The sequence below is a fragment of the Microbispora sp. NPDC046973 genome (genome assembly GCF_040644495.1).
GTDB lineage: Bacteria > Actinomycetota > Actinomycetes > Streptosporangiales > Streptosporangiaceae > Microbispora.
This window is the reverse complement of the sequence record NZ_JBEYWQ010000031.1, coordinates 44276-58892: the sequence shown is the minus strand read 5'-3', so window position 1 is coordinate 58892 and position 14617 is coordinate 44276. Positions and strand designations below refer to the sequence as shown.

At 71.3% G+C, this 14617-nt stretch carries 10 protein-coding genes; 4 read left to right on the top strand and 6 right to left on the bottom strand.

Annotated elements, in window-relative coordinates; all coding sequences use genetic code 11:
- Positions 1 to 948: CAP domain-containing protein (locus tag ABZ860_RS35735; protein WP_357229079.1), on the top strand; the 948-nt coding region annotated here is incomplete at its 5' end.
- Positions 949 to 1664: 716 nt separating this feature from the next.
- On the opposite strand, the gene ABZ860_RS35730 is transcribed toward ABZ860_RS35735, so the two are convergent.
- Positions 1665 to 3116, bottom strand: coding sequence for an endo-1,4-beta-xylanase (locus tag ABZ860_RS35730; RefSeq protein WP_357229077.1), 1452 nt, complete (start codon positions 3114 to 3116; stop codon positions 1665 to 1667).
- A 636-nt stretch (positions 3117 to 3752) separates the two neighbouring features.
- Here ABZ860_RS35730 and ABZ860_RS35725 point away from each other — a divergent pair.
- Positions 3753 to 4397: a DNA alkylation repair protein gene (locus ABZ860_RS35725; protein ID WP_357229128.1), complete on the top strand. Its 645-nt coding sequence runs from the start codon at positions 3753 to 3755 to the stop codon at positions 4395 to 4397.
- A 38-nt stretch (positions 4398 to 4435) separates the two neighbouring features.
- On the opposite strand, the gene ABZ860_RS35720 is transcribed toward ABZ860_RS35725, so the two are convergent.
- From ABZ860_RS35720 to ABZ860_RS35705, 4 genes are all read right to left on the bottom strand, one after another.
- Entirely contained in the window at positions 4436 to 8398 is a 3963-nt protein-coding gene (locus tag ABZ860_RS35720) for a trypsin-like peptidase domain-containing protein (RefSeq protein WP_357229074.1), read from the bottom strand.
- Positions 8385 to 8732 carry a CU044_2847 family protein gene (locus ABZ860_RS35715; RefSeq protein ID WP_357229071.1) on the bottom strand — a complete coding sequence of 116 codons (348 nt, stop codon included), beginning with the start codon at positions 8730 to 8732 and terminating at the stop codon, positions 8385 to 8387. The genes ABZ860_RS35720 and ABZ860_RS35715 overlap by 14 nt, the downstream gene beginning before the upstream one ends.
- 97 nt (positions 8733 to 8829) lie before the next feature.
- The gene (locus ABZ860_RS35710) at positions 8830 to 10257 is read right to left on the bottom strand and encodes a benzaldehyde dehydrogenase (protein WP_357229125.1); all 1428 of its coding nucleotides are present in this window, start codon (positions 10255 to 10257) and stop codon (positions 8830 to 8832) included.
- A 287-nt stretch (positions 10258 to 10544) separates the two neighbouring features.
- A complete protein-coding gene (locus tag ABZ860_RS35705) occupies positions 10545 to 11384 on the bottom strand; it encodes an IclR family transcriptional regulator (protein ID WP_357229068.1) in 840 nt (279 codons plus the stop codon).
- 114 nt (positions 11385 to 11498) lie between these two features.
- Here ABZ860_RS35705 and ABZ860_RS35700 point away from each other — a divergent pair, with 114 nt between their 5' ends.
- Complete coding sequence (locus ABZ860_RS35700; protein WP_357229065.1) at positions 11499 to 12989, top strand: aldehyde dehydrogenase family protein; 1491 nt, start codon at positions 11499 to 11501, stop codon at positions 12987 to 12989.
- A gap of 107 nt (positions 12990 to 13096) precedes the next feature.
- On the opposite strand, the gene ABZ860_RS35695 is transcribed toward ABZ860_RS35700, so the two are convergent.
- On the bottom strand, positions 13097 to 13492 hold the full coding sequence (locus ABZ860_RS35695) for a RidA family protein (protein ID WP_357229122.1): 396 nt from the start codon (positions 13490 to 13492) through the stop codon (positions 13097 to 13099).
- Between the two features lie 133 nt (positions 13493 to 13625).
- On the opposite strand from ABZ860_RS35695, the gene ABZ860_RS35690 reads away from it, so the two are divergent.
- Positions 13626 to 14600, top strand: a complete 975-nt coding sequence (locus ABZ860_RS35690; RefSeq protein ID WP_357229062.1) for a WYL domain-containing protein — start codon at positions 13626 to 13628, stop codon at positions 14598 to 14600.
- The last annotated feature ends 17 nt before the right edge of the window (positions 14601 to 14617 follow it).

Sequence of the window (14617 nt, the reverse complement as noted above, 5' to 3'; positions counted from 1 at the left end):
CCGTGGACGTTCGCCCAGGACCTCGGTCACGTAGACGCGGTTACCCTGATCCAGTCCAACTTCGGTGGCGGCAACCTCGAGCTGATCGCTCGCGTCGGCGATAGGCTGCACTTCCTCTGGCGCGACTCAGGGCCGGCATTCCAATGGAACGGCCCATACCAGATCGCTGCCGGCGCGGCTGGGAATCCAGTGCTGATCCAAAGCCGATTCGGCACCAACGGCAACTTCGAGCTCGTCTACCCCGCTGCCGGCGGCGGCCTGACTTTCATGTGGCGCAACAACGATGCCGCGGGCCTGCCGTGGAGCGCTCCGTGGACGTTCGCCCAGGACCTCGGTCACGTAGACGCGGTTACCCTGATCCAGTCCAACTTCGGTGGCGGCAACCTCGAGCTGATCGCTCGCGTCGATGACGACCTTTATTTCTTCTGGCGCGACTCAGGGCCGGAATTCCGATGGAATGGCCCATTCCGTATGAATCTCAACGGCCTCCCGAATGGGCAGACCCCTGAAATCCAGCAGATGATCGACCAGATCACCCAGGCGCGACGGAACGAAGGCAACTGCGCTGAGCCCGGAGTGCGTGTCGACTCGCGATTAAGTGAAGTAGCACGAAAGCACAGCGAAGATCTAGCCGCCAACTACGCCACCCTCATCGACGCGTATCCGCAGGGCGATCCCAGGCGGGGTCATATCGACTCTGACGGCCTAATGCCTGCGGATCGAATCCGGGCGGCCGGATTCTCCCCCGCAAGCAAGACCGAGAACTGGAGCTTCGGCACTAACCAGACTCTCGCTCAAGCAATGGACAACTGGCTATACCACGACGAAGCGTCCAACTGGGGTCACCGCCAGGCACTTCTGAACTGCGACTACAGGATAATAGGTGTGGGCACAGCGCGGGGACACAACAACCGGATTTACTGGACCGTGGACTTTGCCCGCGGATAAATGACAGTAGGCGGTATGGGCATCGAGCTTGCGGCGACCGCGGTTGTAGCGCTGGGGAGACGGCGGGCCGGACGACGGCCGTGGGAATGATCTCCGTCACCCCGCAGGATGTCACGTGAGCAGCAGGTCAGCGGGGACCGTTGCCTCGCACCGCTGTGACGAGAGGCACGGTCCGTATTCTGCGCTCAGCCCGCGGTACGTGCGCGGGGCAGTGGGGTTGGCCGGCCTCGGCGCACGGCTGCGGCATGCTGGTCTGGCGCCACGCGGTGCTCCACCTCTGCCGCATGTTTGCGGATGTGGCCTGAGGGCCGTTCGTACGTGCGCTCACGCTTCGGGGCGCGTCGCTGGGAGCGCGAGCCCCGGCGGGCGTAGGCGGTCGCACGTCGGAGATCGATGCGCGTGCCTCACCAGGGTCCTGCTGCCCGCCAGGCTCCGCAGGTTGAGCGGTCATGGCGACAGGTCTGGCTCCCCCTGCGTGCAGAGCTCTGCGGCCTCACGCAGCGAACCAAGCGGAGCGCTGACTGCTCGACAGGAACGACACTCAGGACGCCGTGCCCGGACGCCCTTGTAAGCGGCGCGGGGTCCGAACCGGCTCGGGATCGGCCCTGCTGAGCGCGGACGATGCGGTACGACGACCGCGACCGGCCGCCGCCGGGGCATCGCGTCGGGCCGGGAGGGGGTCCCGGCCCGCTCTCAGCGATGTCCCCTGACGCGGGTCAGGGGCTGGTGCAGGTGAGGGTGGGGGTGGCCGCGGTGCCGTTGGCGGTGAAGCCGAACGTGGTGGACGCCCCGGCCGCGAGGGAGCCGTTGTAGGAGGCGTTGCGGACGGTCACCGAGGAGCCGGACACGCTCTGCGTGCCGTTCCACAGGCTGCTGATGCTCTGCCCACCGGGCCAGGTCCACTTCACCGTCCAGCCGCCGACCGAGGCGCTGCCCGCTTGCACCGTCACCTCCGACTGGAACCCGCCCGGCCAGCTGTTGGTCGTCTTCATGGTCGCCGAGCACGCGCCCCCGATCGGAGTGCTGGAGGGAGACGGGGACGGCGAGGAGGAGGGAGACGAGGACGGAGAGGAGGAGGGCGAGGGAGAAGCCGACGGCGACGAGGTGCCGCTGTTGAGTGCGTTCAGGGCCGCGGTGTAGGCGGGCTTGGGCTGGTAGCTGGAGTCCCACATCATGGCGGCGCCGTAACCGGGGAACGTCCCCGGGATCCAGGAGTGGCCGTCGTCCACGCCCCACTGGGAGACGCCGACGCAGCGGGAGACCGCCAGGCAGGCGTTCACGACCTTGCCGTAGTCGGTGCCCTGCTGCTGCAGTTCGGAACTGTCGGCCGGCATCTGGATGCGGTCGTCGAGCTCGGTGATGGCGACGTCGAGGCCCAGGTCGGCGAAGCGCTGCATGTTCGCCTGCAGGGACGAGGGGACCTGGCCGACGATGAAGTGGCTCTCGAAACCGATGCCGTGCAGCGGAACACCCTGGGCCACCAGCGACTGGGCCAGCGAGTAGAGCCCGTTGCTCTTGGCGTTGATGCCCTCGATGTTGTAGTCGTTGATGTACAGCTTGGCGTCCGGGTCGGCGGCGTGCGCGGCCCGCAACGCGATCGCGATGTAGTTGGAGCCCATCGCCTTGTAGAACACGTCCTGGCGCAGCGTGCCGTCCTCGTTGTACGGCTCGTTGACGACGTCCCAGGCGTAGACCTTCCCCTTGTAGTGGGTGGCCTCGGTGGTGATGTGGTTCTCCATCACGCCCTGGACCTGGTTGAGCGCCACGCCGCCGACCCAGGCAGGCAGCTGGGAGTGCCACACCAGGTTGTGCCCGCGTACCCGCATTCCGTGGGACTGGGCGAAGGAGACGATCTGGTCACCCGGCCCGAAGTTGAACGAGCCTCTGGACGGCTCGGTGGCGTCCCACTTCATCTCGTTGCCGGGGGTCAGCATGTCGAACTGGGCCGCGGCGAGGTTGACCTCGGCGGTGATGCCGAGGTCGCCTCGTGTCAGCGCGGTGCCGAAGTATCGCCCCCTGGCCTCGGCCGACGCCTTCAGCGTCGACGCCGCCTGCGCGGGCATCGCCACTCCGACCGCGACGGCGGCGACCGCGGCCAGAACGGCGGCCAGACCGCGGACGCGGGCGCGGCCTCGCGGCCGATCCATCGGATGGTTGGGCGGTTTCATCTCGGCCCTCCAGTGGTGATTCGGATGCTGTCTGCGGATAAGGCACGCGGGCACGGGGACAAGGCCGGTGGCCTGTGGCAGCCGACGCGGAGCGGCGCGGCGACCCCAGCGGGACGCGAACGCCGGGAAAGGCCTTCAGCCGAGATGGGGACGGGCGCCGCCGCGGACGGCCTCCGGGCATCGGCAGTGGCCCGCCTCCCCCGATCGTCCCGCGGCGCTTCCGCGGCCGGATTCCGGCTCCGGGCCCGTGCGACGACGGATTGTTAGCGCTAACAATTTCCTTCCCGACGCTCCCTCAGCCCGATGGTGGTGAGCGGAGCAAATACGACACGCGCCGGCCGGTCAAGAACGCCGCGTTGCTCTCCCCGCAAGAGCTCCGCCTCACGCCCCGCCCAATCACCGCATACTCGTCCCGTCCCCCTTCGTACGCGCGCACCCGTCGCTGAAACGTTCAGCACCCGCGTCTCCGCGACGACCGTCGGCCAGGAACGCCGTACCGCACCGGGCAGATCAAGGAACCGACGGCCTACGAAGCCAAGCCCGGTCATCGAGTGCTCGTAGGCTGATCCCGCACCTGATGGACAGGAGGTTGACGTGGCCGAGACGACGCCGACCGAGATGTTGGCGGCCGAGGTGATGACCGAGCTGGCCGAGCTCGCGGACCCGAAGGCACGCGAGGTGAACGAGAGACACGGCGACGATCACGGGGTGAACCTCGGCAGGCTGCGCGCGCTCGCGAAGCGGCTGAAGACGCAGCAGGAACTCGCATGCCGGCTCTGGGCGACCGATGACACCGCCGCCCGGCTGCTGGCGATCCTGATCTGCCGTCCGAAGGCGTTCGAGCGTGACGAGTTGGACGTCATGCTGCGCGAGGCGCGCGCACCCAAGGTGCACGACTGGCTCGTGAACTACGTGGTGAAGAAGAACCCGCACTCCGAAGAGCTGCGCCTGGCCTGGTCCGCCGATCCCGACCCGGTGGTCGCGAGTGCCGGCTGGGCGCTGACCGCCGAACGCGTGACGAAGAAGCCTGAGGGCCTCGACCTCGCAGGACTGCTCGACGTCATCGAGGCGGAGATGAAGGACGCCCCGGACCGCCTGCAGTGGGCGATGAACCACTGCCTGGCTCAGATCGGGATCGAGCACGCCGAGCACCGCGCCCGCGCGATCGACATCGGTGAGCGCCTGGAGGTGCTCAAGGACTACCCGACCTCCCCGGGCTGCACGTCTCCGTTCGCGCCCGTATGGATCAGGGAGATGGTGCGCCGGCAGCACGACAAGTAGGAACGCGAACGTGCCCGCACCGCCGCGGCCGTGTGGAGTCAGGGGAGATCGTGGCGGAACTTCTGATAGGGCGTGCCGGGCATGTAGCGTTCCCACTCCTGCGGGGTCAGGTTCCTCGTCAGCCGGGCCCGCGCCTGCTCGATCAGCGTCTCCGCCCGCAGATCCCACACCCGGACCGTGTGGTCGCTGCAGCCCGTGGCCAGCCGGACCCCGCCGGGGTCGAACGCCACCGCGTACACCGCGTTCCCGTGGTAGAGCCGATGGGTCTCCTCAAGGGTCCTCAGGTCCCACACCCGGGCGGTGCCGTCGACGTTGCCGGTGGCGAGCCGGGCGCCGTGCGCGTCGATCGCCACCGCGTACGGGTCGACGCCCACGACCAGCCGGTACGCCTCCGTCCCCGTCTCCAGGTCCCAGACGCGGACGACGCCGTCCTTGCAGGCGGTGGCCAGCGAGCCGCCCCCGGGGTGGAACGCGACATCCTGCACACCCCGGGGATGGATGAACCGGCGGATCTCCCGGCCTTCGGGCACCTGCCACACGCGCACCACGTTGTGGCTGGTGCCCGTGGCGAGGCGGGCGCCGCGGCCGTCGAAGGCGAGCGAGGTCACGGTGGTCTCGGGCGTGCCGTCGTCGTCGCGGACCCAGGACTCGTCGCCGTGCACCAGGCGCACGACCTCCTGCCCCGTCCCGAGGTCCCACACCCGGGTGGTGCCGTCACTGGAGCAGCTGGCCAGCCACCCTCCGCCGGGGTGGAAGGCCACGCCGAGGACGATGCTGTCGTGGGGGAAGCGGTGCGTCTCACGCCCGGTCTCCAGGTCCCACACGGACGCGGCCCGCGTGCCGACGGCCAGGCGCGTGCCTGTGGGGTCGAACGCGACGGCCATCCCCTCGCCCGCGATCCTGCGTACCTCCGCCGCGGTCGCGAGGTCCCAGACCGGGACCGAGGTCTGGGCGGCCGCCGCCAGCCTGGCGCCGCCGGGGTGGAAGGCGACGTCGCTCACCCAGCGGTCCTCGACCGCGACGAACGTCTCCGGGCGCGCGGCGAGGTCCCACAGGCTGATCGTCCCCTCGTCGTCGCCGCTGGCCAGGCGCTGTCCCTCGGGGTCGAACGCCACGGCGTACACGGGGCTGTCGTGAACGAGGCGGTGCAACTCCTCGCCGGTGGACAGCTCCCACACCCGCGCCGTCCTGTCGGTGCTCGCGGTGGCGACGCCGACGCCGTCGGGGTCGAACGCCATGCTGAAGCTCACGGAGGCGTCGAAGGCGAGGCGGTGCAGCTCCTCCCCCGTGTTCAGGTCCCACACCCGGCTCACGCAGTCCGGACGGCCGTGCGTGTCGGCGCTGGTGGTCGCCAGGCGGTCGCCTCCCGGATGGAAGGCGACGTCGGTCACGGAGTTCTCGTGTTCCAGGCGGTGGCGCATGTCGCCGGTGGCCACGTCCCAGACCTGGGCCGTGCGGTCGAGCCCTCCGGTCGCGAGCAGGGTGCCGTCCGGACTGAAGGCGACGGCGTGGACCCGGTGAGGAATCTCCCTGACCTTCCTCGCCCGTGCCCCGCTCAGGTCCCACAGCGCCACGACGTGCTCGCTGCCGACGGCAAGCAGGTCGCCGCCGGGCTGGAAGGCCAGCGCCGTGACCTCTCCGAAGTGCGGGAGCCGGTGCAGCAGCCCTCCGGTGGCGAGGTCCCGCACCTCGGTGTCGTGGCCCATGGTGAAACCGACGGCGAGGCGGGCCCCGGCGGCGTCGAACGCGAGCCTCCTGACCTCCGGCATGCCCCTGCCCCTGCCCTTGCCGGTGAACCGGTGCAGCTCCCGGCCCATGCTGAGGTCCCACACCCGGGCGGTGCCGTCGGCGCCCCCGGCCGCCAGGATGTTCGCCCGCGGATGGAAGGTCAGCGCGCTCACGTAATCATCCAGGCCCTTGAAGCGGGAGAGCAGAACGGTGGACGCGGCCACCCTGCGGTGCAGCGCACGCTCGGCCTCGACGGTCGGGAAGCGGCGCAGCGAACAGATGTCGAGCAGCAACGCCTCCTCCATGCCGAGGTCCGAAGTGGCCACGGCCAGCTCGGCGCGGGCCGACAGGTGCAGGGCCTCGGCGCGGGCGGTCAGCTCCCGCCGGCGCCGTTCCTCTGCGTCCTGGGCGCGGCGGCTCTCCTCCACGAACGGGCGCACCCGCCGGGTGTCGTCAGGGTGAGAGGAGACCATCTCCTCCGCCCGGGCCAGCACCGGCCCGCGCAGCAGCAGGCTGGGATCCCGCCCGTTCTCCTGCCAGGCGGCCTGGAGCAGGGCGGTGGAGTGGCGCCATTCGCGGAACTCGTGGTCGTCGAGCAGCCATTCGCGCAGCCTGTCCCAGCCGCGCAGCAGCGCCTCGTGGGCGATCTCGACCGTCGGCTCCGCGCCCTGCCGGTTGACGGCGACGAGACGGTCGTGTTCCAGGCGCTCCACGACGGGCCAGTCCCCGGCACGCAGCTCGCCGCGGGCGACCGGACGGCCGACGTCCTCGGTGCCGGGCAGGACGAGGCCGGTCAGGACGCGGCGGGCCGCGGCCAGCTCGGCATCGGACAGGAGCGCGATGCGTTCGTCGGCGTACAGGGCCAGCGCGCCGGTGCCGCCGATGGTCTGGTACGACTCCAGCGTCAGCTCGCCGTCGCGCTGCGCCTCCCACAGCCGGGTCAGCGCGAACTGCAGCAGGGGGAGCTCACCGGGCCGGCCGCGGAAGTCGGCGCAGAGCCTGTCGACCAGCGACGGCCGGATCGTCACGCGCGGCGGTCCGGTCCGCAGCAACGGGCGGGTGATCGCCGCGCGCAGTTCGGGCTCCGACATCTGCCGCAGCGTCCGCGCGTGCCGGCGGACGTAGTCGCCGACCCGTTCGTGCGCCACGATGAGCGGGCCGAAGTAGTCGGCGCGGATGCTCATAGCGACCACCAGGCCGGGGCGCGGCTCTGGCTCCGCGAGCTCGGCGAGCAGGTCGAGGAAGCCCTCCTCGCTCGCGCGGGTCACCAGTTCCTCTCCCTGGTCGACGACGACGAGACAGCGGGCGAGCCCGGCCTGCCGCCGATGATCGCCGACGCAGCGGCGCAGCCCGAGCGTGCGGAGCCGGGCCGCCCCCTCGTCGGGGTCCTCGGACGGCCACAGCGCCCAGGCCAGCGCCCGCACGGGATGCCGTCCCGGCCGCATCCGCACCACTCCCGTGCCGCCCCCGGCCGTGAGCCTGGGCACCAGCCCGGCGTCGACGACCGACGACTTGCCGCTGCCCGACGGCCCCATCACGACGACGAGAGGCAGCCGTTCCGCGTCGGCGGCCAGCGCGCCGACGAACTCCTCACGGCCGAAGAACACCACCCGGTCGTCCGCCCCGAAGGCCCGCAGTCCGACGTACGGCGAGGGCGGCGGGCGGAAGAGCACGTCGGGCCACGAGCGTACGAGGACCTCGGGCCTGATGACGTACACGTCCTCGCGGCCGACGGCCTGGAGCATGCCGGCCACCTGGCCCGTCGCCCGGATCCAGACCGGGCCGCCGCTGAACCCCGCGCGGGCCGAGAACACCCCGCCGACCCGCTGGTCCACCTGCAGGCGCACCGCGTCGACCGCGCCCATCAGCTCGCCGGTCACGTGGCCGCCGGTCTCGCGCAGCGGCGAGGGTCCCCACATCTGCACGTCGGTGGGGGCGCTGCCCTCGTCCGCGAACGTCAGCGGCGTGACCGGTTCCGGCATGGGCTCGGGCAGCACCAGCCCGCACACGTCGGCGAGCTCGAAGTCCTCATCCGGGCGCGGAGCCCAGGCGGCGACCCGGGCGAGACGCACCACCTCGTCACCCGAGAAGGGGAAGCGCAGCCAGACGGGCCGGGCCGGGGGCGGCGCGACCTCGCGCTGATCGCGGCCCAGGGCGGTGTTGACCACGTGGGCGCAGGTCACCACCTGCCTGCTGCCGACGGCGAAGCCGAGCCCGATGGCGTGCTGGCCGCCGTCGAGGATCTGGACGATGGCGTGCTCAGGCCGGGGCATCGCCGTCCGCGGTCTCCTCCCACCGGGCGGTGACCGTGAAGGACGCCTCCGCCGTGCCCTTGGTGAAGATCACGCCGAGCTCGCCTCCCAGTGTCAGGCCGAACTCGATCTCCACCTCCTTCGGCGCGCGGAGCTGGGAGCGGAGCCTGGTCACGATGACGTCGAGCGCGGGACCCACCCGGTCGAACGCCTCCGCCAGCGACCAGCCCGCTTCCTGCAGCCTGCCGGCGGAGGCGAGCGTGACACCCGGACCCGGCTCGATCTCGGCTTCGATGAAGTGCTGCCGGCCGTCGGCGGCCGAATCCACCGGGATCCTGACGCGGACAGAGTCCATGCGGTGCGCCCTTCGGTTTTTAGGCGAACGCTAACGCAGACCGCCGGGACGCGACAGGCCTTCCTCCGGCCGGGTCCGCCTGCCCCGCGCGAGGCCGTCAGAAGGGATAACGCGCGGGCTCTCCTCGCATGGTGATCCAGCGGGTCTCGGTGAACGCCTCGATGTTCGCCGCGGCGCCCCCGAACCGGGACCCGGTGCCGGACGCCCGCACGCCGCCGAACGGCGCGTTGGCCTCGTCGTTCACCGTCTGGTCGTTGATGTGCACGATGCCGGTGGGGATGCGTTCCGCGACGGCGAGGCCGTGCATCACGTCGCGTGTCACGATGCCCAGCGAGAGCCCGTACTCGCTCGCCGCGGCCAGTTCTGCGGCTTCCTCGGGTGAGGACACACGGGTGACCGGCGCGACGGGACCGAACACCTCCTCGGCGAAGGCGGGTGCGGTGAGGGGGGCGTCGGCCAGCACGGTCGGCCGGTAGAACAGGTCCTCGTATGTTCCGCCGGACGCCAGTCTCGCGCCCTGCTCCACGCTCTGCGTGACCATGCGGTGGATCTTGTCGCGCTGTCCCGCGTCGACGACCGGGCCCAGCGCGACCGTGCCGGACTTCGGGTCGCCCACTGGGAGCCCGCCGGCCTTCTCCGCGAGCCGTTCCACGAAGTCGTCGTACAGCCGGGCGGAGACCAGGTGACGGCCGGTCGTCATGCAGATCTGCCCCTGATGGAAGAACGACCCCCAGGCGGCCAGGTTCACCGCCGCGTCCACGTCGGCGTCGTCGAGCACCAGCAGCGCGGAGTTCCCGCCGAGCTCCAGATGCGCCCGCTTCAGGTGCCGTCCCGCCAGCTCGCCGATACGGCGGCCCACGGGGGTCGAGCCCGTGAACGAGATGACCCGGATGTTCGGGTCGGTGACCAGGGCCTCGCCGACGTCGGCGCCACCGGGCAGCATCTGCAGGACACCGGGCGGCAGGCCGGCCTCCTCGAAGACGCGCGCCATGAGTGTGCCGCCGGTGACGGCGGTGCGGGGGTCCGGCTTGAGGATGACGGCGTTGCCGAGGGCGAGCGCCGGGGCGACCGAGCGGATGCCGAGAATGATCGGCACGTTGAACGGTGAGATCACCGCGACCACGCCCGCCGGCATCCGCCGTGCCATCGACAGCCGCGGCTGCTCCGACGGCAGAACCTCGCCGATCGCCCGGCCCGGCAGCGAGGCCGCCTCGTAGCACTCCTCCGCCGCCACGTGCAGCGCGAACCCGGCCATTCCCGGCACCGTGCCGACCTCGCGGACGTTCCAGTCGCTGATCTCCTCGGCGTGGCGCTGCCACAGGTCGCCGGCTCTGCGCAGGACGGCCGCACGCGCGGTGTACGGCATCGCCGCCCACTCCCGCTGGGCCCGGGTGGCCGTCTCCCCCGCCTCCGCCACGTCCTCGGGGGTCGCCAGCCCCATACGGCCGAGTTCCTCACCGGTGGCCGGTTCGACGACCGCGTAGTCGCCTCCCAGCCCGGCGGTCCACTCGCCGTTCTTGAAGATGTTTCCCTGCCAGTCGACCCCGTCGAGAAGTCCCACAGCGGTGTCCTTTCCTGTTCGTCCTCAGTGGCTCATGCGCGGAGTCGGGCTTGAGCACGTCGCCCTGACGGCTGTCCCGCGGCGCCGTGCCGGCCTGCCGGTGGCAGCGGCGGTCGGATGGGGTCGCGCGGCCGGCGACCGCGGTGCCGACCTCGGGGATGCCGGAAAGGTGCCCCGACCGTACGGTCCCGTCAGCACGGGAGCAACAGGGCGTCCCGGAAGTTCGAACGCGAATTCCTTGACCGGAACGACTATGCCTGCGGCCGGTGGCCGAGTCGCCGGGAGATCTCGGCCGCGGTCCGCCGCAGCGGGCTCTCCAGCCGCCCGGCCAGCGCCTCCACGGTGGTCGGCGCGAGGGTCAGGTACACCGCGACGTTGATCGCCGCCACCACGTCGCCGGAGCGGTCGCGCACGGGCGCGGAGAACGACCTCAGGCCGGGAGCCAGCTCCTCGTCGTTGACCGCCACGCCGCTCTGGCGCACCTTCGCCAGCGCCGCCAGCAGCTGCTCCCTGTTGGTGATCGTCTTGGGCCCGCGGCGGGCCATGTCGGTGTGGTCGAGGATCTGCCGCAGCGCCGCCGGGTCCTTGTGGGCCAGCAGCACCTTGCCCATCGAGGTGCAGTACGCCGGCAGCCGGGAGCCCACGTGCAGGTTGAGGTCCATGGCCAGGGCACTGCGCCGGCCGCTTCTCCTGCGGTCCACGTAGACGACGTCCGGGCCGTCGCACAGCCCCAGGCTGACCGTGAAGCCGGTCTCGTCGGCCAGCGCCTGTAGCAGCGGTCCGGCGACCCGGGTGAGCTCCATCGAGTCGATCGCCGCGAACCCGAGATCGACGGCACGCGGGCCGAGGAAGTATTTCTTGGTCTCCGGGTCCTGCTGGAGGTACTCCAGCACCGTCAGCGTGGCCACGTACCGGTGCGTCGTGCTCTTGTTCAGGCCGGCCGCGCGCGCCAGGTCGGCGATCCCCAGCACCGATCGGTTCCCGGTGAAGGCCGACAGGATGCGCAGGCCGCGCTCCAGGGAGACGGAGTGCGAGGCGGAGGGATCAGCCGTCACACGGCCGGCCCGGCGGGGAGCGTCCTCTTCGGTCACGCGGTCAGCATATTGCCATCGAGTTCCGGCTATCCGAACGCATTTGACCACCGGCCCGATTGCGTGAACGCTTTCTCGACCGTGCGGACGACGTGGGGAAGAGGATCGAGCCATATGACCGGAGCGGGGCGCGCCGGGAACGGGTGGCGCGGGGAGCGACTCGGCCACTTCATCGGCGGCGACTGGGTGGCCGCCGGCTCCGGCCGCACCTACCTCGACCACTCCCCGTGGTCCGGGGCGGCGCTCTGCGAGGTCGCCGCGGGCGACGCCGAGGACGCGCGCCGGGCGATCGAGGCCGCCCACGCGGCGTTCGGCGGCTGGGCCGGGGAGTCGCCCCGGCGACGCCAGCAGGTCTTCCTGCGGGCCGCCGACATCCTGGAGGGCCGCCGTGCGGAGGTCCTCGACGCCCTCGCCGACGAGACCGGGTGCGGCCGTCACTTCGGCGACGTCCAGGTCGACTTCACGCTCAGGCTCCTGCGACAGGCCGCCCATCTGGCCTATCGGCCCGTGGGGGAACTGCTGCCGTCGGACGTCGAGGGCACCCAGGCCATGGCCGTACGGCGCCCGGTCGGCGTGGTCGCGGCGATCGCGCCGTGGAACGCCTCGCTCACCCTGTCGGGACGGGCGATCGTCGGCCCGCTCGCCCTCGGCAACACGGTCGTGCTCAAACCCTCGGAGGAAGCCCCCTACACCGGAGGCGCGATCTGGGCCGAGATCCTCCACGAGGCCGGCCTTCCCGCCGGCACGCTCAACGTCGTCACCCACGCCCCGGGCGAGGCCGGCGACATCGGCGACGCGATGCTCGCGAACCCCCTGGTCAAGCGGATCAACTTCACCGGGTCGACGCCGACGGGGCGACGTCTCGCCGAGAAGGCCGGGCGGCGCCTCAAGCGCCTCGTGCTCCAGCTCAGCGGGCAGAACCCGCTCATCGTCGCGGGTGACGCCGAAGTCGGGTACGCGGTGGACGCCGCGGCCTACGGCGCCTTCGTCCACCAGGGACAGGTGTGCATGTGCGCCCGGCGCGTCTACGTCGAACGCCCGCTGGCGGAGGAGTTCGCCGAGCGGTTCGCGGCCAAGGTGGCGGCCCTGCCGACGGGCGACCCGCACGACCCGGAGACCGTCGTCGGCCCGGTCATCAACGAGTGGGCCCTGGCCCTCCTCGACCGCCGCGTCAACGAGGCCGTCGAACGCGGCGCCCGCGTCCTGGCCGGAGGGACACCCCGGCCGCCGTGCTATCCGGCCACCGTGCTCACCGACGTTCCCGACGAGGCCGAGATCGCGCACGGCGAGACCTTCGGGCCGGTCGTGATCCTGGAGGCCGTCGACTCGGCCGAGGAGGCGGTCGCCCGGGCCAACCGGTCGGATCTCGGCCTCGCCGCCTCGATCATCACCGGTGACAGCCGGCGCGGCCTGCGACTTGCGGCGAAACTGGACGTCGGCATCGTCCACGTGAACGACCAGCCCGTCAACGACGAGCCGCACATGCCGTTCGGCGGCGTCAAAGACAGCGGCTGGGGACGTTTCGGGCTCGGTTTCGCCGCCGAGGAGTTCTGCGAGCTCCAGTGGGTCACCGTACGCGACCAGGACCGGGCCTTCCCCTTCTGAGCTGTCACCACCGGCGGCGTTCCGCCGGCAACCCGCGCACTTCTCGTATCACGTCCTCTCAAGCTCGCCGCCTCCGGCAGCCCTCCGCCGGAGGCGGCAAGGCCGCATCACGCGACGGCGGTCCCCTCGAGCTCGACCATCAGGGCGGGGATCGCCAGCCGCGTCACCCCGAGCATCGTGGTGGACGGCGCCACCCCGGCGGCGCCCAACCGCGACGCCAGCACGCCGTAGTGCTCGAAGAGCCGATCGACGTCGGTGGTGTAGACGTTGAGCCGGACGAGGTTCGCGAGGGACATGCCGGCGCCTGCGAGCACGGCCTCCAGGTTGTCGAGGCTCAGCGCCAACTGCGCCGCCATGTCACCGGCATGCCGAGGCTTGCCGTCGCCGCCCATCGCGGTCTGCCCGGCGCAGTACAGGGTCCGGGCGTGCCCGGAGACGATCTCGCCCTGGTTGTATCCCAGCTCCACCGACCACGCCCACGGGTTGACCGCCGTTCGCTCCATTGCCACATCAGCTCCATTCGATTCGTCGACATGACGTACGTCGATCGGCTCGGTAGCCGCACTTCTTGTCGCGTTGATGAGCCTCGCAGCGAATCACGACATCCTGTGTCGTATATTTCGGTAACTTTCTCGCATGCGCGCCGACCGTCTGGTCTCGCTGGTGCTGCTGCTGCGGCAGCACGGCCGGCTGTCGGCGGCCGCTCTGGCCCGCGAGCTGGAGGTGTCCACTCGCACCGTGCTGCGCGACATCGAGGCGCTGTCCGCGGCCGGCGTCCCGGTCTACGCCGAACGCGGGCGGCACGGCGGCTTCGCGTTGCTGCCCGGTTTCCGGACCGAGCTCACCGGACTGAACCACGACGAGGCCCTTGCCCTGCTGGTCGCCGGATCGCGGCGCGGCGCGCAGGCGTTCGGCCTCGGCTCGGCGCTCGCTTCGGCGATGCTCAAGGTGGTCGACGCGCTGCCCGAGAGCTATCGGGACACCGCGGCCGGCGCGGCCGAGCGGTTGCTCATCGACCCGGAGACCGACCTCCTCTCGCGTCGGCTGGTCGACGAGGAGGTCCCTGACGCCATCGTGGCCGAGGTCCTGCGCGCGGTGTTCGCCGGGCACAAGCTGCAGATCCACTACGCGGCCGTGGACCGGACCCCGCAGTGGCGCACGGTGGACCCGATCGGCCTGGTCACCGTACGCGACCGGGGCTACCTGCTGGCCACGAGGTCCGGCGCGGACCGCACCTACCGGCTGTCCCGGATCTTGGCCGCCAAGGAGCTCGCCGAGCCCGCACAGCGACCGGACCGGGTGGATCTGGACCGGGCCTGGCAGGAACGCAGCACGCGGTTCCGGACCGGCGGCGACCAGGTCACCGTGCGAGTACGGGTGGACCCGGCGCGGCGGGAGGATCTGGTGGGCACCGCGCTGGCCGTCCGCGCCGAGGAATCCGGCTCGGACGGCTGGCTGCGGCTGGAGGTGACGTTCCAAGATCCGAGACACGCCGAATGGGCGCTGTGGCGGCTCGCGACGGACGCGGAAGCCCTGGCCCCTCAGTGGTTGCGCGACTCCCTGCGCGACCGCGCCGCCGCGATCGCCGCCCGCTACGGAGCCTCGTCCTGAGAGTCGTCGCTTGCGTG

Coding starts and splice junctions, on each gene's coding strand:
- ABZ860_RS35730 (WP_357229077.1), bottom strand. CDS start 3,116: ATGAAACCGCCCAACCATCCGATGGATCGGCCGCGAGGCCGCGCCCGC.
- ABZ860_RS35725 (WP_357229128.1), top strand. CDS start 3,753: ATGACCGAGCTGGCCGAGCTCGCGGACCCGAAGGCACGCGAGGTGAAC.
- ABZ860_RS35720 (WP_357229074.1), bottom strand. CDS start 8,398: ATGCCCCGGCCTGAGCACGCCATCGTCCAGATCCTCGACGGCGGCCAG.
- ABZ860_RS35715 (WP_357229071.1), bottom strand. CDS start 8,732: ATGGACTCTGTCCGCGTCAGGATCCCGGTGGATTCGGCCGCCGACGGC.
- ABZ860_RS35700 (WP_357229065.1), top strand. CDS start 11,499: ATGACCGGAGCGGGGCGCGCCGGGAACGGGTGGCGCGGGGAGCGACTC.
- ABZ860_RS35695 (WP_357229122.1), bottom strand. CDS start 13,492: ATGGAGCGAACGGCGGTCAACCCGTGGGCGTGGTCGGTGGAGCTGGGA.
- ABZ860_RS35690 (WP_357229062.1), top strand. CDS start 13,626: ATGCGCGCCGACCGTCTGGTCTCGCTGGTGCTGCTGCTGCGGCAGCAC.